Source organism: Thalassovita mediterranea (assembly GCF_001458435.1).
Classification (GTDB): Bacteria; Pseudomonadota; Alphaproteobacteria; order Rhodobacterales; family Rhodobacteraceae; genus Thalassobius; species Thalassobius mediterraneus.
On record NZ_CYSF01000001.1, the window covers coordinates 195,811 to 213,247 of the forward strand.

The 17,437-nt window shown below is 59.5% G+C and carries 17 protein-coding genes; 9 read left to right on the plus strand and 8 right to left on the minus strand.

Going from position 1 to position 17,437, the window contains the following annotated elements:
• Nucleotides 1-90 precede the first annotated feature (90 nt).
• The 4 genes from TM5383_RS00990 to TM5383_RS01010 all read left to right on the plus strand — a co-directional run bounded on the left by TM5383_RS00990 (nucleotide 91) and on the right by TM5383_RS01010 (nucleotide 4,895).
• Nucleotides 91-750: an ABC transporter ATP-binding protein gene (locus tag TM5383_RS00990; protein WP_058317179.1), complete on the plus strand. Its 660-nt coding sequence runs from the start codon at nucleotides 91-93 to the stop codon at nucleotides 748-750.
• Nucleotides 728-2,692, plus strand: a complete 1,965-nt coding sequence (locus TM5383_RS01000; protein WP_076400098.1) for a KpsE/RkpR family capsule polysaccharide export protein — start codon at nucleotides 728-730, stop codon at nucleotides 2,690-2,692. The genes TM5383_RS00990 and TM5383_RS01000 overlap by 23 nt, the downstream gene beginning before the upstream one ends.
• 135 nt (nucleotides 2,693-2,827) lie before the next feature.
• Nucleotides 2,828-4,324 (plus strand): phosphomannomutase/phosphoglucomutase, encoded by a 1,497-nt coding sequence (locus TM5383_RS01005; RefSeq protein ID WP_058317182.1) that lies wholly within the window; start codon nucleotides 2,828-2,830, stop codon nucleotides 4,322-4,324.
• Nucleotides 4,325-4,523: 199 nt separating this feature from the next.
• Nucleotides 4,524-4,895, plus strand: coding sequence for a YMGG-like glycine zipper-containing protein (locus TM5383_RS01010; protein ID WP_058317183.1), 372 nt, complete (start codon nucleotides 4,524-4,526; stop codon nucleotides 4,893-4,895).
• Between the two features lie 75 nt (nucleotides 4,896-4,970).
• Here TM5383_RS01010 and TM5383_RS01015 read toward each other — a convergent pair whose 3' ends face one another.
• Nucleotides 4,971-5,900 (minus strand): 2-hydroxyacid dehydrogenase, encoded by a 930-nt coding sequence (locus TM5383_RS01015; protein WP_058317184.1) that lies wholly within the window; start codon nucleotides 5,898-5,900, stop codon nucleotides 4,971-4,973.
• Nucleotides 5,897-6,307 carry a VOC family protein gene (locus TM5383_RS01020; protein WP_058317256.1) on the minus strand — a complete coding sequence of 137 codons (411 nt, stop codon included), beginning with the start codon at nucleotides 6,305-6,307 and terminating at the stop codon, nucleotides 5,897-5,899. The genes TM5383_RS01015 and TM5383_RS01020 overlap by 4 nt, the downstream gene beginning before the upstream one ends.
• 107 nt (nucleotides 6,308-6,414) lie before the next feature.
• Here TM5383_RS01020 and TM5383_RS01025 point away from each other — a divergent pair, with 107 nt between their 5' ends.
• Nucleotides 6,415-7,245, plus strand: a complete 831-nt coding sequence (locus tag TM5383_RS01025) for a LysR family transcriptional regulator (protein WP_058317185.1) — start codon at nucleotides 6,415-6,417, stop codon at nucleotides 7,243-7,245.
• A 17-nt stretch (nucleotides 7,246-7,262) separates the two neighbouring features.
• Here the strand turns inward: TM5383_RS01025 and rodA are convergent, their stop codons facing one another.
• The 5 genes from rodA to TM5383_RS01050 are packed head-to-tail and all read right to left on the minus strand — an operon-like array spanning nucleotide 7,263 to nucleotide 12,846.
• Nucleotides 7,263-8,402, minus strand: coding sequence for a rod shape-determining protein RodA (gene rodA / locus TM5383_RS01030; protein ID WP_058317186.1), 1,140 nt, complete (start codon nucleotides 8,400-8,402; stop codon nucleotides 7,263-7,265).
• The gene (gene mrdA / locus TM5383_RS01035; RefSeq protein ID WP_058317187.1) at nucleotides 8,399-10,342 is read right to left on the minus strand and encodes a penicillin-binding protein 2; all 1,944 of its coding nucleotides are present in this window, start codon (nucleotides 10,340-10,342) and stop codon (nucleotides 8,399-8,401) included. The genes rodA and mrdA overlap by 4 nt, the downstream gene beginning before the upstream one ends.
• Entirely contained in the window at nucleotides 10,339-10,878 is a 540-nt protein-coding gene (locus TM5383_RS01040; RefSeq protein WP_058317188.1) for a hypothetical protein, read from the minus strand. The genes mrdA and TM5383_RS01040 overlap by 4 nt, the downstream gene beginning before the upstream one ends.
• Nucleotides 10,871-11,770 (minus strand): rod shape-determining protein MreC, encoded by a 900-nt coding sequence (gene mreC, locus TM5383_RS01045; protein WP_058317189.1) that lies wholly within the window; start codon nucleotides 11,768-11,770, stop codon nucleotides 10,871-10,873. The genes TM5383_RS01040 and mreC overlap by 8 nt, the downstream gene beginning before the upstream one ends.
• Before the next feature lie 29 nt (nucleotides 11,771-11,799).
• Nucleotides 11,800-12,846, minus strand: a complete 1,047-nt coding sequence (locus tag TM5383_RS01050) for a rod shape-determining protein (RefSeq protein ID WP_058317190.1) — start codon at nucleotides 12,844-12,846, stop codon at nucleotides 11,800-11,802.
• Between the two features lie 263 nt (nucleotides 12,847-13,109).
• On the opposite strand from TM5383_RS01050, the gene TM5383_RS01055 reads away from it, so the two are divergent.
• Nucleotides 13,110-13,895, plus strand: a complete 786-nt coding sequence (locus tag TM5383_RS01055; protein ID WP_058317191.1) for a 23S rRNA (adenine(2030)-N(6))-methyltransferase RlmJ — start codon at nucleotides 13,110-13,112, stop codon at nucleotides 13,893-13,895.
• An 18-nt stretch (nucleotides 13,896-13,913) separates the two neighbouring features.
• Here the strand turns inward: TM5383_RS01055 and TM5383_RS01060 are convergent, their stop codons facing one another.
• Nucleotides 13,914-14,807: a zinc-ribbon domain-containing protein gene (locus tag TM5383_RS01060; RefSeq protein WP_058317192.1), complete on the minus strand. Its 894-nt coding sequence runs from the start codon at nucleotides 14,805-14,807 to the stop codon at nucleotides 13,914-13,916.
• 290 nt (nucleotides 14,808-15,097) lie between these two features.
• On the opposite strand from TM5383_RS01060, the gene TM5383_RS01065 reads away from it, so the two are divergent.
• From TM5383_RS01065 to TM5383_RS01075, 3 genes are read left to right on the plus strand one after another with little or no spacing between them, the layout of a single operon-like run.
• Complete coding sequence (locus TM5383_RS01065) at nucleotides 15,098-15,775, plus strand: cell division ATP-binding protein FtsE (RefSeq protein WP_058317193.1); 678 nt, start codon at nucleotides 15,098-15,100, stop codon at nucleotides 15,773-15,775.
• Nucleotides 15,772-16,674, plus strand: a complete 903-nt coding sequence (locus TM5383_RS01070) for a cell division protein FtsX (protein ID WP_058317194.1) — start codon at nucleotides 15,772-15,774, stop codon at nucleotides 16,672-16,674. Before TM5383_RS01065 ends, TM5383_RS01070 begins: the two co-directional genes overlap by 4 nt.
• Complete coding sequence (locus TM5383_RS01075; RefSeq protein ID WP_058317195.1) at nucleotides 16,674-17,402, plus strand: lysophospholipid acyltransferase family protein; 729 nt, start codon at nucleotides 16,674-16,676, stop codon at nucleotides 17,400-17,402. The genes TM5383_RS01070 and TM5383_RS01075 overlap by 1 nt, the downstream gene beginning before the upstream one ends.
• The last annotated feature ends 35 nt before the right edge of the window (nucleotides 17,403-17,437 follow it).

Genomic DNA, 17,437 nt, shown 5'->3' on the forward strand with positions numbered 1-17,437 from the left:
AAATCGCGGATTAGCCGTTAGTCAAAGAACCGTCTGTTTTAATCAGACCCGTTTTTCCGCCTTGAAAGAGCAGGAATTTACAGGCCGCCCATGCTTGAATTCGAAAATGTCAGCAAGTCCTTTTGGACCGGCACCCAGCGCAAGGTGATCCTTGAAAAAGGATCGTTCCGCGTGGATTTGGGGCAGTCGCTTGGTATTCTGGCACCAAACGGTACTGGCAAAACCACCCTGATCAACATGATGGCCGGTCTCGAAAAACCGGACGAAGGCATCATTCGCCGGACGTCGCGGGTGTCGTTCCCACTGGGGTTCATGGGCGGTGTCGTGTCAAAACACACTGCGGTGGAAAACAGCCGTTATATTGCGCGCCTTTACGGTCTTGATCCCGACTATGTCGAAGCCTTCTGTCGCTGGCTTTGTGGTCTGGGGGAATATTTCGATCAACCACTGGGCACCTACAGTTCGGGGATGCGCGCGCGCTTTTCTTTTGCGCTTTTGCTGGCGCTGGATTTCGACATTTACCTGATCGACGAAGGTATGCCGGGGTCCACTGATGTGGAATTTAACCGCAAGGCAGGTGACCTGCTGCGCGAGCGGCTGGAACGAACCACGGTGATTATCGTGTCGCACCAGCCAAAAACTCTGGAACAGTTTGCCCGTTCCGCAGCCGTTCTTATGAATGGCAAATTGCATATGTTTGACACCTTGGAAGAAGCGAAACAGCTCTATGACTACGAAACCCAAGGCTAAGAAGTTCCGCATCCGCCGTGGCGGAACCGCAGACAGCCCCGTTCAATCCGGTGAGGCGCCACAGCCCGCGGCGCAGCCGACCCCGCAGGCAAAACGCCCTGTAGCTCCGGCGGAACCGGTTCAGAATGTATTGCGCGCAAAACCGTCACCGGAACAGCCGCAGCAGGCAGTTAATCCTGCTGCACGCCAAGCGGCCCCACAGGTCGCACCGCGCCAGACCAAACCACGCCCACAAGCTGCGGCGCAGACTGGTGCTGCCGCGCCTCAGCCTGTTCAACCTCAACAGGCCCGTCCGGCGCGTCCAGAACAGGGCGCACGCGAATACGCACAACAGATGCGTCAGCAGCCTGCCCAACCGCCACAGCCCCAGCAACCTGCCGGGCAGCGTCCGCGCCGCCAACCGGCGGCTGAAGCAGGTGCACCACAGAACCCAGCAGCGGCACAAGCAACGCCCCCCCGTGAGGCACCTGCCCAAGAAGGCATGGTGTCATCCGCACAAGAGGTTACAGCCGATCAGGAAATTGATGCCATCCGTCGCGAAGGTCTGACAGGTCGCCAGTTGCGCATGGCGCGCCGCGTGGCGCAAAAACACGGGCTGGCGCCGACCTCTGATTTTGATGCGGTGCGTTTGTTGCGCGCGAGTGGGATTGAGCCTTTCAAGCGGACCAGCCCTTTGGAACTGGCCGTGCCGTCGATCGTGAAAAATCCGCGCGAGGATGACGTGCAGCTGCCCCAAACCGTTGCGCCCGAAGGCAGTAACCTGCCATCGACCGAAATGGCGCCTGCGGATCGCCGAATGCAGGAAATCGGAGAGATTCAACGTGATATCGCCCGCCGCCGCCGTCGCAAGATGGTGTTGTTGGGCACGCGCCTTGGCTTCTTTGTGTTTCTGCCGACGCTGTTGGTAGCATGGTATTTTGCGGTTCTGGCATCGCCTTTGTATGCGACAAAATCGGAATTCCTTGTACTGCAGGCTGATGCTGCAGGCGGTGGATCTGGTGGCATTGGCGGTTTGTTGGCAGGCACCCAGTTTGCCACCAACCAGGACGCTATCGCTGTGCAGAAATTCTTGATCTCGCGGCCTGCGATGATCCGGCTGGATGAAGATCACGGTTTTAAAGCACACTTTAGCCAAGAGGCGCTGGATCCGATCAAACGCCTGCCGGAAGATGCGACCAACGAAGACGCATACAAGCTTTACAAACGATATGTGAAAATTGGCTATGATCCGACCGAAGGTGTGATCCACATGGAGGTGATCGCTGCCGACCCGCAGATCTCGGTCGAGTTTTCTAATGCTTTGATTTCCTATGCAGAAGAAAAGGTTGACGAATTGTCCCTGCGCAAGCGCGATGACCAGATGCGCGAAGCACGGGCAACTTTGGCTGAAGCCAAACAAGAACGCGAGAATGCGCAGCGCCAGCTGGTTGAACTGCAAGAAGGCACACTTTTGGATCCGCAGGGCGAAATCGCCAGTATCCGTGCGTTGATCAACAACGTTGAAGTGCAGCTGCAGGATAAGGAATTGCAGCTAAGCGCGCAGTTGAACAACCCGCGTCCAAACCGCCCCAAGGTGCAGGCACTGGAAACGGAAATCCGCCTTCTCCGCGAAGAGTTGGGTCGACAGCAGTCCCGTCTGAACGAAGCTGGCAATGGTGACAGTTCGCTGGCAGCCAAGGCAGTACAAATCCAAATGGCACAGGCGGATTTGGCGACGGCCGACCTGTTCTTGCAATCTGCATTGCAGAACGAAAAACAGACCGCGCAGGCGGCAGCGCGGCAGGTTCGCTATCTGACCACAGCGGTCAGTCCCATCGCACCAGATGCGCCCAGCTATCCGCGTGTGTTCGAAAACTCGATCCTCGCCTTCCTCGTGCTGTCGGGCGCCTATCTGATGATTTCGTTGACCGCGTCCATCCTGCGGGAACAGGTGTCGACCTGATACTGTGGTGACCAGTTGCCCACCTTTTCGCCTATGCGTCTGGGTGGGCCAAAAACTTCTTATGTTTAGTTGAATTGATACAGTCAGCTGGGCATAGAATATCCTTATTCTATCTTACGCGAAGAGAGCGATTTCATGACGAAACCGATTGCCGACGTCACCCCCAACACCTGGGATTTCCTGAAACTGCCGATGATCAAGCCCACGGGTTTCCGTGAATATGACGCGCGTTGGAAATTCCCGGATGAGATTAACCTGCCTGGCATGACTGCCCTTGGCCTTGGTATCGGCACCCAGATGCGCCTGCACGGGCTGGAGCCGGTGATCGCGGTCGGCAACGACTATCGCGACTATTCGCTGTCGATCAAAAACGCTCTGATCGTCGGCCTGATGCAGGCTGGCATTACGGTGAAAGATATCGGCCCCTGCATCACCCCGATGGCCTATTTCAGCCAGTTCCATCTGAACGCACCAGCGGTGGCGATGGTCACAGCATCGCACAACCCGAACGGCTGGACCGGCGTGAAAATGGGCTTCCAGCGTCCGCTGACCCACGGCCCTGATGAAATGGCCGAACTGAAAGACATCGTTCTGAACGGCAAGGGCCAGCCGCACGCGGGTGGTGCTTATGAATTCGTTGATGGCGTTTGGGATGCCTATATGGACGACCTCGTGGGCGATTTCAAAATGACCCGCAAGCTGAAGGTTGTCTGCGCCTCTGGCAACGGCACGGCGGCGGCATTCGGTCCTGCGCTGTTTGAACGTCTGGGCGTGGAAATGGTCGATAGCCACAATCAGCTGGACTACACCTTCCCCAACTACAACCCCAACCCCGAAGCGATGGAAATGCTGCACGACATGTCAGACAGCGTGAAGGCATCGGGCGCAGATTTCGCCCTTGGCTTTGATGGCGACGGCGACCGCTGCGGCGTGGTAGATGATGAAGGCGAAGAGATCTTTGCCGACAAGGTGGGCGTTATCATGGCCCGTGATTTGGCGAAGCTCTACCCCGGTTCGACCTTCGTGGCGGATGTGAAATCTACGGGTCTGTTTGCCGCTGACCCAGAGCTGCAGAAATACGACATCAAGGCGGATTACTGGAAAACCGGCCACAGCCACATGAAACGCCGCGTGCATGCTATTGGCGCACTGGCGGGCTTTGAGAAATCCGGTCACTACTTCCTCGCCGGTGATATTGGCCGTGGTTATGACGACGGCATGCGCGTCGCGGTTGAGATCTGCAAACTGATGGACCGCAACCCTGATATGAAGATGTCGGACCTGCGCAAGGCGCTGCCGAAAACATGGTCCACCCCCACCATGTCGCCCTATTGCGCCGACACCGAGAAATACGCCGTGTTGGATCGACTGGTCGAAAAACTGGTGGCCAAGGCCGATGCAGGCGACACCTTCGCCGGTAAAGCGATCAAAGAGGTGGTGACCGTGAACGGCGCCCGCGTGATCCTTGAAAACGGGTCCTGGGGTCTGGTGCGTGCGTCGTCGAACACCCCGAACCTCGTCGTCGTGTGCGAAAGCAGCGAGAGCGAGGAAGAGATGCGCGCCATCTTTGCCGAGATTGATGCCGTTATCAAAACCGAAGAGCTGGTGGGTGAATACGATCAGACGATCTGATCCAACCTAACCGCATCAGATTCAGCCCCGTTGCCGTTCACAGTTGCGGCAGCGGGGCTTTCTTTTGCGCGCAACATTTTTGCATAAGCCAGATGCAAACTCGTAAATTTTGTATGGAACACAGTCGCTGTATCCCTTCGCCATAGCCCGCGACACAGGCGTCGAAAGGGCACTTGGTTCAAAACGAAAGCGATACATCATGAAACTGAAATTCCATCACCACATCCTTGCCCTATCCGCTCTGGTGACTGTTGCCGCATGTGCCGATCCTTTGGATCGTCAGGTTCAGCTGGCTGGGCCAGCAGGTGCAAATTTTGCCGCTGATCAGGAACAATGCCGCATGGTGGCCCAAAACTACACCGACGAACGTGCCCGTCAGGGAATGCTGGTTGGGGCAGGTGTCGGCGCAGTTGCAGGCGCCATCGAAGAAGAAGATCTGGGCAGTGCCATTGCCGGTGCCGCCATCGGTGGCCTGATCGGTCGCGCTGAAGGTGAGGCAGAGATCAACGAAGATCGTCGTGCCGTCATGCTGCGTTGCCTGCAGAACAAAGGTCATTCTGTTCTGGGCTGATCCCGCACAGACACACGATCAAACAGAAAGGGGGCAGATTTCTGCCCCCTTTTCAAATAGTCCCAGCGGATGCGATCAATACCCCAGTGTGCGATCTACCAAATATCGTAGTTCTTCGCCGCGTTGCGATCTGGCGACGTTGTCGGCGATGACTTCGGCGGCTGTTTCCGCACGGGTGTCAGCGGCGATATGCGGGGTAACGGTCACCTGCGGATGGGACCAATAAGGATGCGCTTCGGGCAGTGGTTCGACCCGGAAGACATCTAGCGTGGCGCGTGCAATCTGACCGCTGTTCAGTGCCGCCAGCAGCGCGTCATCATCAATCAGCGGCCCGCGACCGGGATTGATCAGAAATGCGCCCTTGGGCAACCACGACAGTCGTTCGGCGTTCATCAGGTTTTCAGTGCCAGCGGTCAATGGCAACAGGGTGACGAGGATCTGCGCGCTTTCCAAGGCTTGTTTAAGTCCTGCGTCGCCAGATAGGCATGTGACACCGGGGATTTCCTTGGGGGATCTACTCCAGCCGGTGACTGGAAATCCAAGTTGTGTCAGCATCGTTGCACAGGCACTGCCCAGCTCACCCATGCCAAGGATGGTGACGGGCCGATCCCGCGACAGTGGCGGTAGTGCGCGCACCCATTTGCCTTGCTGGTGCTCAAGATTGTGATCAATCCCGATGTGATAGCGCATCACATGGGCTGTGACCCATTCCACCATGCCCTGTGTCAGACCGAAATCTACCATACGGGCCAATGGTTGCGTCAGTGTCGGATTGGTGACAATCGCCTCGACCCCAGCCCAGAGGTTCAGCACCGCCTTGCAGCGCGTATAGGGGGTGAAGTCCTGTAGGTCAGAGTTTGGTGCATAGATGATATAATCCACCACTTCTGGTGCCAAATCTTGCTGCATGTTGACCTTCAGCCCTGCGGCGTCGAAGGCGCGTATCAATTCGGGTGCGTATGTGGGCCAACGGTCGTCGCGGGCGGCAAAGAGGACGTTGATCATGTGGCAAATACTCCTGCCATATCGGCAAAGCCCTTGATCTCGATCGGGTTGCCCGCAGGATCGTGGAAGAACATCGTGTGCTGCTCGCCCGGCTCACCCTTGAACCGTGTGGTGGGGGCGATGGTGAACTCAACATCTGCGGCGGTCAGCTTCTCTGCCAGCGCGTGCCACACATCCGCCTGTAGGATCACCCCAAGATGGGGCATCGGCACCATGTGATCGCCCACCTTGCCTGTGTTGGCCGTGGCAAACACGGGGCCAAGGTGCAGGCTGATCTGGTGGCCGAAGAAGTTGAAATCAACCCATGTATCGGTGCTGCGTCCCTCTTCGCAGCCCAGCAGGCCGCCGTAAAAGGCGCGCGCTTGGTCTAGGTCATCCACATGGTAGGCAAGGTGGAAATAGCTGATGGGTTGGGTCATGTGAGGGCTCCGTCAGGTCTTGGTTGCCTTAGGCATAGCGAGGATACGGACCGAAAGGGTAGCTTATTTTTGTATTTTCAAAGATAAGAAATACTATGGATTTGCGTTTTGTCGAAACATTGATCGCAGCGGTCGAAGAGGCCTCACTTGCCGGGGCCGCGCGGCGGCTGGGGGTGACGCCAGCGGCAGTGTCGCAGCGGGTTGAGGTGTTGGAGGCACAATTGCAGGTGCCGCTGTTAGTCCGATCTGGTCGCGGCATGGCGGCGACGCCGGAATGTGAGGCGCTGTTGCCAGATTTGCAGCGTATGGTGGCGATTCATGCGGGGTTACCGCAGGTGTTGGTACGCGATCAGCTGAAGGGGCCGTTGCGCCTTGGGGCGATCTCAACCGCGCTGGCGGATCATGCGGCGGATCTGGTGCAGGGATTGAAACACGCCGCGCCAGAGGTGGAACTGACGCTGACACCCGGCGCATCGGCAGAATTGTATGAGGCCTTCGTGCAGGGCCGACTGGACGCGGCGCTGATTGTGGCGCCGCCCTTTACGCTGCCGAAAACCATGCGCTTTGATGTTTTGACCGTGCAGCCGATCGGATTGCTGACGCCCAAGAAAGCGGCGCGCGATCTGCCGTTTCTGATCTATGCGCGATCTGCTTGGGGCGGGGCGGCGTGCTACCGCGTGTTGGAACAGCACTTTGGCCGTCCACGTATCCTGTGTGAGATGGACGCGCTGGAAACCATCGCCCAATTGGTTGAGGACGGGGTGGGGCAGGCGGTGCTGCCGCAGTGGCATGGGCTGCTGCGTCGCCACGAAGCGGTGCGTTTTACGCCGCTGGGGGCAGAGCAACGGCAGTTGGGCCTGTTGACATGGCACAGGGATGCGCGGCGTCCGGTGCAGCGGATGCTGCGACAGGTGTTAGGCGTCTAGTCCGCTAAATTGGCCCGCTATCTAGGTCTATGAACATGGGCGCTCTGCACCAGACCAAAGGCGCCAAGCAGTACCAGCATCGACGACCCACCATAGCTGACCAGTGGCAGCGGCACGCCCACCACAGGGGCCAGCCCCATCACCATCGACATGTTCACCGCAAAGAACAGGAAGAACGTGACCGCAATCCCCAGCGTCAGCAGGGACGCAAACCGGTCACGGTTGGCGATGGCAGACGCCACACAAAATAGGATAATCAGCAAATACAGAGACAGCAGAGAAAATCCGCCAACAAAGCCGAACTCCTCTGCCAAAGTGGTAAAGATGAAGTCGGTGTGTTTTTCCGGCAAGAAGTTCAGCCGCGACTGCGTGCCCTGCATGAACCCACGTCCGGTCCAGCCGCCGGACCCCAATGCGATCTTGGACTGGGTGATATGATATCCGGCACCAAGGGGATCACTGGCGGGATCCAGAAAGGTATCGATCCGCCGGTACTGATAGTCCTTCAGCAATTGCCAAGGGGTCTCGCGGGATTGAAACACCGCCGTGATCAAGCCCACGCCAATGCCGATAACGGCGGCGAAATAGCCCCAATGCACACCGGCAAAGAACATGATCGCCGCCCCGCCGAACACCAAGAGGAGCGAGGTGCCAAGGTCAGGCTGTTTCAGCACCAGTGCGGTGGGCAACAGGATCAGGAACACAGGGATCGCGACCCAGATCGGGTTCGACACCTTCTTGGTTGGCAGCCAGTCGTAATAGGCCGCCAGCAGCATAACGACCGTGATTTTCGCCATCTCGGAGGGTTGCAACCGCATGAAGCCCAGATCAATCCAGCGCTGCGCCCCCATGCCGACGGCGCCGAAAAATTCCACAAACAGCAGCAGCGCCAGTGACGCCAGATAGGCCACCCCCGCCAGATTGCGCCAGAACCAGATCGGCACCATGGCAACAACGAACATCACCACCATACCAAGACCGAAGCGTTTCATCTGTGCCTCGGCCCAGGGGTCGAAGGAACCGCCCGCTACTGAGTAAAGCATCATGAAGCCAACCGAACACACCGCCGTCAGCAACAACACCAGCGGCCAGTTCAGATACAGAACCTTGCGCAGACCCGAAGGGACGGTTTTGACGGCATACTCAAGATAGCTCATGCGCGATCACTTTCGCGGTTGAGGAAATCGCGTCGTTCGCGGCGCAGGCGTTCTTGCTGGGCCTTAACCTTGGACCGCGCGGCTTTCGGGTAGGCCTCCAGCGGGGGCTCCCCATCATAGAGCGCCTGAAGGGTGATGTCGCGCGCAATCGGGGCCGCTGCGGTTGATCCGCCGCCACCATGTTCCACCACCACAGCCACCGCATATTTCGGGTTGTTATAGGGGGCGAAGTTCACAAACAGCGCGTGGTCGCGACGTTCCCAGGGCAGATCCTCGTTGCGGGTCACGCCACGGCGGCGTTCCTCGGCGGTGATGTTGCGGACCTGACTGGTGCCGGTCTTGCCCGCCATATGCATGGCATCAGCGATGATGCGGGATTTATAGGCGGTGCCTTTGCGATGGTTGGTCACCGAATACATCGCGCGACGCACCATGCGCAGATGGTTGGGATTGATGTCCAACGGCGTTGCGGCCTCAATCGGCTGTTCGACACCGTCGACTGATTTGATCAGACGCGGGGCCACATGATTGCCACTGGCCATGCGGGCGGTCATCACTGCCAACTGTAGCGGCGAGGCCAGCACAAATCCCTGCCCGATAGAGGCGTTGACCGTGTCACCGACGACCCAATCCTGATCGAAGTTTTGTTTTTTCCAGTCTTTCGTCGGCGCGCGACCACGGGCAATCGCGGACATCGGCAGGTCATAGCGTTGACCCAGCCCCAGCTTTTCCGCCATGGCTGAAATCTTCTCGATGCCGACGCGCAGCGCCAGCTCGTAGTAGTAGACGTCACAGCTTTCCCGCAGTGAGGCCATCAGGTCTACCTGACCATGACCCGCCCGCTTCCAGCAGTGGAAGCGGCGGTTCGCCACCTCCATATGGCCGGGGCAATAGACGGTTTCCTCTGGCGTGACCTCTCCCGCCTCAAGGGCGGCTAGAACGGTTACCATCTTGAAGGTCGATCCCGGCGGGTAGAGACCCTGCACCGCCTTGTTTGCCAGCGGGCGGTATTTGTTTTCCGTCAGCTCGCGATAATCGCGCACCGAAATGCCGCGCACAAAGAGGTTCGGATCAAAACTGGGGGCCGAGGCCGCGCAGAGGATATCGCCGCTGTCGCAGTCGATGATGACCGCCGCCGCGCTTTCACGACCCAGACGGGCCTGCACGTAGTTTTGCAGGCGGTGGTCAATGGTCAGTTGCAGGTTGGCACCGGGTTGGCCTTCGCGGCGGTTCAACTCGCGCATTTCGCGCCCGGCGGAGTTCACTTCAACCTGTTTGTTACCAGCCTTGCCCCGCAGATCGTCTTCCAGCTTGGCCTCAACGCCAACCTTGCCGATCTGGAACCGCGGGATCAGCAGCAGCTGGTCCGGCGCATCGATTTTGGACAGATCGTAGTCCGACACAGGTCCCACATAGCCCGCCACATGGGCCAGATCGGGCCCAAGGGGATACTGGCGCGACAGGCCCACCTCTGGCGTGATGCCGGGTAGGGCGGGGGCGTTTACGGCGACGCGGCTGATCGCCTCCCAGCTGACACGGTCGGCCAGGGTCACAGGGCGGAAGGGCGCGTTCTGGGCGATTTCCTTGCGCGCTTTGGCCAAGTCTTCGGGGTCAAGGTCGATCAGATGGGACAGTCGGCGGATGACCATTTCCACATCACCCGCATCTTCGGGGGTGATGATGATGCGGTAGCTTGGCTCGTTCTTGGCAATCACCGCGCCGTTGCGGTCAAACAGCGCGCCACGGGCGGGCGGGAACAACCGGACCTTAACGCGGTTTTCCTCGGCCAGCAGGCGGAACTCATCCGCCTGATCGACCTGCATATAGCGCATACGCAGCGCCAGCATGCCGCCAAAGGCGACCTGCGCGCCGCCAATCAACAGGGCGCGGCGGGTCAGACGGCGTGTGCTGGCCGCATCTTCGCGGGCGGATCGTTTCATAGTTTCTGCCCCCATGCGTCCACTTCACCCGGTGCCACCTTGCGCACCCCGAACAGGAAATGCGCAGCCGCGACGACGGCAGGATAGCACAGAACGGACATCATCAACTGGATGATCGTCAGGCCCAGCGGCGCCTGCGGCACGGCGGCCAGCGACAGCACCAGACGGTTACCCAACATCACGACCAGAAGCGCACCCGCGATGGTCAGCCATTCCACGGCAAACCCCTGATCGCGCATCTGGCGCGCCCGCTTTGTGAGGGTTTGGCTGGCCACCACTGTCAGGGCCGCTAGTAGTCCCGGCGGACGCTGCAGCATTAGATCTGCCATCAGCGCGACCAGCGCGATCAGATAGACAGGCGCAAAATCCGGTCGCCGCATTGACCAAGTCAGGCAGATCAACAGCACCAGATCGGGGCCGGTCCAGCGCCGCGGGGTGGTTTCCAGCGGCAACAGCTGAAAGAAGATCACCGCCAGGCACAGGCCCGCAAACACCAGTTGTTTGACCCAAGGCTGCGCAGGTGCGGTATCACTCATCGCGCACCTCTGCCAAAGGGGCGGTTTCGATGCCTTCGGGGGCGACCAAGGCGCCGGGGTCCTTGATGATTTCGGTTCCTTGGTTGCGCAATACGCGCAGGAACTTCAGTCGTTCGTAATCGGCGGACAGACGCACTCGCAGACGTCCCGATGGATCCTGTGCCAGATGTCCAACCAGCACGCCTGCGGGGAACACCCCACCGTCGCCAGAGGTCACGACGCGGTCGCCCGCTCGAACCAGATCGGGATTTTCAAGGAAGGTCACCAGCGGCGCGGCTGTGTTATCCCCGCTAAGGATCGCCTGTTGACCTGCGGGTTGAATGGTGATGGGCAACTGACTGGAGGTGTCGGTCAAAAGGATCACTCGCGCCGTGCGTTCGCCAACGCCGGAAATGCGGCCCACCAGACCGATCCCGTCCATCGTGGCCCAGCCATCCAGAATGCCGTCGCGCGCGCCAACATTCAGCAGCACCGACTGGCGGAAGGGCGATCCGCTATCGGCCAGTACCACGCCGGTCACATAGGTTAGGCGCGGATCAAGGCGCACGTTGTTCAGGTCCAGCAGGCGGGCGTTTTCATCGCGCAGCTGTTGGGCTGCCTCTTTCCACGCTTTCATCTGCTGCAATTCACGGCGCAGTTCTTGGTTTTGTTCCACGATGCGGCTGTAGCTTTGGAAATCGCGCACCAGATTCACCGCGCCCGTGACCGGCGCCATCGCCCAGTCGAACGAGGGCACAACCCGATCCACCACCTGCGCGCGCAGGCGTTCAACACGCGGATTGTCGATCCGCCAGACGATGAAGATGGCGATCAGCAACAGCACCAGAACCGCTGTCAGCAAACGCTTCAGCGGTCCCAGATAATCTTCGCTCTGTGAACGGTCTTTGGCCACGATGCCCCCTTTACCCAAAGGTGGGGAGATCAGCTGTCGTAGTCAATCGCGTGACGCAGCTGTTTTTCGTATTCCAGCGCCTTGCCGGTGCCCATGGCAACGCAGTTCAGGCTCTCATCCGCGATGGAAACGGACAGGCCAGTCTGTTCGCGCAGCGCCAGATCCAGATCACCCAGCAGCGCGCCGCCACCGGTCAGCATCACACCGCGATCCACGATGTCTGCGGCCAGATCAGGCGGGGTCACTTCCAGCGCGGTCATCACCGCTTCGCAGATCTGCTGGACGGGTTCGGCCAGTGCCTCGGCCACTTGGGCTTGGCTGACTTCGGTTTCCTTCGGCACACCGTTCAGCAGGTCACGACCACGGATCTGCATCGAGGCACCACGGCCATCGTCGGGCATCCGCGCGGTGCCGATGGTGGTTTTGATACGCTCTGCGGTGCTTTCACCGACCAAGAGGTTCTGGTTGCGGCGCAGGTAGTTGATGATCGCCTCGTCCATGCGGTCACCACCGACGCGCACGGAACGGGCGTAGACGATGTCACCCAGCGACAGTACTGCCACCTCGGTCGTACCACCACCGATATCAACCACCATGTTGCCGGTGGGATCGGTGATCGGCATGCCAGCACCAATGGCCGCAGCAATCGGTTCTGCGATCAGACCAGCGCGACGGGCACCGGCAGAGAGAACGGATTGACGAATGGCACGTTTTTCCACCGGCGTGGCACCGTGGGGTACACAGACGATGATCTTCGGCTTGGAAAAGGTGGAGCGTTTGTGAACCTTGCGGATGAAGTGTTTGATCATCTCTTCGGCCACGTCGAAATCGGCAATGACACCATCGCGCATCGGGCGGATCGCTTCGATCGAACCGGGGGTCCGGCCCAGCATCAGCTTGGCGTCTTCACCCACGGCCAGCACTTTCTTCACGCCGTCTTTGACGTGGTAGGCAACAACCGACGGTTCGCTCAGAATGACGCCTTTGCCTTTGACGTAAACCAGCGTGTTTGCCGTGCCCAGGTCGATCGCCATATCGGACGAAAACAGGCCAGCCAGATTGTCGATAATACCCATAGTGGATGGTGCCCCGTGGTGAATAGTCTTGCACAAATCGCCAACAGGCGTCGGCGCAACATCGCTTATAGGCGGCTGTGTCCAGTTGGGAAAGGGGACAAGGGGGGGCGATCAGCGCCTTTTTGCCAAGGCTGGTCAAATTCACGGCAGCGGTTATGGTGCCTCGGGGCGATCGGCGGCGGCCTATCGTCAAAAACAGCCATTGCCAGCGCCCCACCTAACCCCGTATCAGCGCAGGATCATTGCCGCCAAGAGGTGCCATTATGCTGTCCTACCAACATATCTACCACGCCGGAAATCTGGCGGATGTGCAAAAACACGCGTTGCTGTGTCAGATGTTGGCCTATCTGACGGTGAAGGACAAACCGCTTAGCTATTTTGAAACGCATTCGGGCCGTGGCCTCTATGGTCTAGACGCGGCAGAGGCGGTGAAAACAGGCGAGGCGGCGGCAGGTATCGACGCGGTAGAGGCACGTAGATGGTTCGATGCGGATCATCCTTACATGCAGGCGCTGAATGCGGTGCGGGAACAGCACGGCGCGCGCAGCTACCCCGGATCGCCCCTGTTGGCGCGTCAGCTGTTGCGCGATCAGGACCGCATGTCACTGGCCGAGCTGCACCCGCAGGAATTTGCCGCGCTGGATGATCTGTTCCCACGTCGCGCTGCAAACTGCGTGAAACAGGACGGCTATCAGATGGTGATGGAACGTACCCCGCCAGAGCCGCGTCGTGGCATCCTGTTGATTGACCCCGCCTATGAGGTGAAATCAGAATACGATGCGATCCCTGCCTTTGTGTCCAAGCTGCACCGTAAATGGAACGTCGGCGTTATTGCCATCTGGTATCCGGTGCTGACCACCGGCGCGCATCTGGGGATGGTGAAGGCGTTGGAGGCACTGGATCTGCCCAAGGTGCTGCGCCATGAGGTCAGCTTTGGCCCCGCGCGCAAAGGGCATCGGATGGTGGGATCGGGCATGTTCATCGTGAACACGCCGTTTGGCACCGAGGATGAGGCGCAGCGGTTGAGCGCGTTGTTTAACGCGCTCTGATCCCTTTATCCTGGTGGCTTAGCTGCCGTTCTGCGCCTGCGCATCGAGCAGCAGTTGGCGCACCTGCTCGTCAAGCGCCGCGCGCGCATTGTCTACCGCGTTTGTGTACTGCGTGATCGCGGGGGCGAGTGCCGGAACGGCGGCGTTGATCCGTGGCGCAAAACTGTAGATCGCCCATAGAACCGCTGCCAGCATCAAGGCCAGTGCAAAACCACGGCGGAACCCGCTGCCGGAGCGGGACTGCAACAGATCGCGGTCGCCGTCGCCGGCCAGTTCATGATCAGCCGCCTCTGCCGGTCGCCGGTCGGATGCTGGACGCAGCGAAGAGTTCACTTCGTCAATATCGGGCAGCAGATCGCGGCGCGAGGTTGGGGTGTCTTCGATCAGGTCCTCATCTTCGGCGATCGGCGTAGGCGTGGGGCGCGATTGTGCTTCTAACTCTTCTTTGGACACGCCCTTCATACGCGCCATGCGTTCGCGCACCTGACGGGCGCGGCGTGCCTCTTCGTCCTCGGGTTCTGTCAGGCCCAGGTCCGGCTGGCTCTCTAGCGGGGCGGCTTCAGCGGCGCGGGCGCGCGCCTCTCGCTCTGCTTCTTCGCGCAGCACTTCGGCGATTGAAGGGTCAAGACTGCGACGCTTGGGGTGTTCGTCGGTGTCAGCCCCATCTGACGCCTCGGTCGCCTGTGATGACAGGTCGTCAGCGGGCATGTCAGGATCCGCGACCTCTTCGGCCGCAGTCTGTTCGACATAGCCGCTGGCGATCAATTCATCGCGCAGGTCTGGGTCGTTGTCTGGATGGTGCTGAAACCAAGTGTCGCCGCAGTTCGAACACTGCACATCGCGTCCCTCATCCGGGATCACATCATCGGGCACTTCGTATTGTGCGCCGCAATTGGGGCAGATTAACCGCATTCCCTGTGCCTCTTACCGCTGCTCGGCTGTATTCTTGTGGTGCTGTTAACAATCGTTAACGCAGTATCTTGCCGACGACTATATGAGGGAAAGCCGATTTGGAAAAGGCCAAAGCCAATGCCTTTTCAGGGCCGTGGCGCCGCTGTCACGGGCAAAGCGGGGCAAAAACCGGCTGATGCGCGCCCCGCGTGCAGCTGCCACTTATTTTGGCGCATTGCATCTGGGCGGCTGCTCGTGCAGAAAAAGACACCAAGAATAAAAGCAATGCGTAGGCAGAACGAGGACCCCCCGTGATTGAGCTAGACAATGTGGCCTACAGCTATGGCGGGGGTGAATTGCTGAGTGAAATCAGCCTGCAACTGTCGCCGGGTTCGTTTCACTTCCTAACGGGGCCATCGGGTGCCGGAAAAACCACCTTTATGAAGCTGTGCTACGGGGCGCTGCAGCCCACCGCAGGTCAGGCGCGGCTGTTTGATCGCGATGTGCGGTCGCTGGACCGCGACGAAATGGCGATGATGCGGCGCCGGATCGGTGTGGTGCATCAGGATTGCCAGTTTCTGGACCACCTGCCGATTTCAGAAAATATTGCGTTGCCGCTGAATGTATCAGGCCGTGACAACATTGATGAACTGGCCAACCTCAAGGAGTTGATGGCTTGGGTCGGGTTGAAATCCCGCGCGGATGCTCTGCCGCCTGAGCTGTCAGGCGGGGAACGCCAACGGGCCGCGCTGGCCCGCGCGGTGATCATGTCGCCCGATGTGATCCTTGCGGATGAACCCACCGGCAACATTGACTGGGAAATGTCCCAACGCCTGCTGCGCCTGTTGGTGGAATTGAACCGCATGGGCAAAACCGTGATGGTGGCCACCCACGATATGAACCTGATCCGCGCTGCCAAGGGACAGATTCAGGCCCGCGTGCTGCGGATCGCCAACCGTCGTGTGCAACTGGCGGGGGCAGATCTATGAAGCTGTTGAAAACCCTCACGGCGTTGTTCATTCCCGACGCGCAAGCCGACCGCGTGGTGCCACCCACCGGATTTACCGCCACACTGACCACATTTAGCGCCGCTGCGATGGCGTTTTTGGCGGTCTTTGCAATGGCGCTGACGCTGGCGTCGGGGCGTTTGGCAGATCGCTGGTCGAATGAACTGGCGCGCTCCTCCACCCTGCGCATTTCAGCGCCAGAGGACCAGATGCAGGTTCAAATCGCCGCCGCGCTGAAGGTGCTGGAAACCACCCCCGGTGTCGCCAGTGCCCGCGCGCTGACGGCTGAGGAACAAAAGGCGCTGCTAGAGCCGTTCTTTGGTCCCGACCTGCCGGTCGAGGATTTGCCGATCCCGCAGCTGATTGAAGTAAACGAAACCTCCACTGGATATGACAGCACGGGCCTGCGGCTGCGACTGGCGGCAGAGGTGCCCGGCGCAGTGCTGGATGATCATACCCGCTGGCGCAAACCGTTGGTGGCGGCTGCCAGCCGTATCCGGTTGTTGGGGTGGACTGCGTTTTTGCTGATCGGGGGCGCGATGGCGGCGATGATCACGCTGGCGGCCTCGGCGGCGTTGTCGGCCAACACACAGGTGATCAAGGTGCTGCGGCTGGTTGGCGCGCAAGACAGCTATATCGCGGGGGCCTTTGTACGCCGCTTTACCTATCGGGGCTTCGTCGGTGCGGCCATTGGTGCGCTGGCAGGCACCGCAGCGATCTGGCTGCTGCCAGAGGCGGAAACCAGCAGTGGGTTTTTAACGGGTCTTGGCTTTCAGGGGACGCATTGGCTGTGGCCACTGTGCATTCCTGTTCTGGGCGGCGCGGTTGCTTTGGCCGCCACCCGCGCTGCGGCGCACCGTAAACTGAGGGAGATGCCGTAATGGCCTATGCTTGGCGCTGGCTGCGCAGCCTTTTGTTCAACATCCACATGTATGTGATGATGGTCATTGTCGGGATCGTGTTCTTTCCATGGGCGCTGATCAGCCGTCGCGGTGCATTTGCTGGCTGCACGTTCTACGCAAACTGGATCATCTGGACCGCAGGCTGGATGCTGGGCCTGAAAAGTGAGGTTCGTGGCGAGCCGCCCACGGATGAGGTGATCATCGCGGCCAAGCATATGTCGTTCTTTGACGTCTTGCTGATCTTTAGCGCCATTCCGGCGGGCAAGTTCATTATGAAACGTGAAATCCTCTTTATGCCGATTATCGGTCAATACGGTGCGCGTATCGGCTGCGTTCCCGTAGCCCGTGGCAAACGTGGTGCGGCGATCAAGAAGATGGTCGAAGATGTCGCCAGCGGTGCACAGGAACCGGGGCAGTTGGTGATCTATTCCCAAGGCACACGCGTCGCACCGGGGGAAAATCTGCCCTACAAGGTCGGCACCTATGTTTTGGCCCGCGAAACGGGGCAGGATGTGGTGCCCGTGGCCACCAACATCGGTGTGCTGTGGCCGAAACGCGGTGTGGTGCGCAAACCCGGCCTGGCCGTCGTGGAATTTCTGCCGCGCCTGTCGCCAGAGCTGGAGAAATCCGATTTCATGGCGCAGCTCGAAGATGTGGTAGAAACACGGTCCAATGCTCTTATGCGTGAAGCGGGCTATGAGGTGTGATACCCGTCGACTGACATCTACCACATAGGGGATAG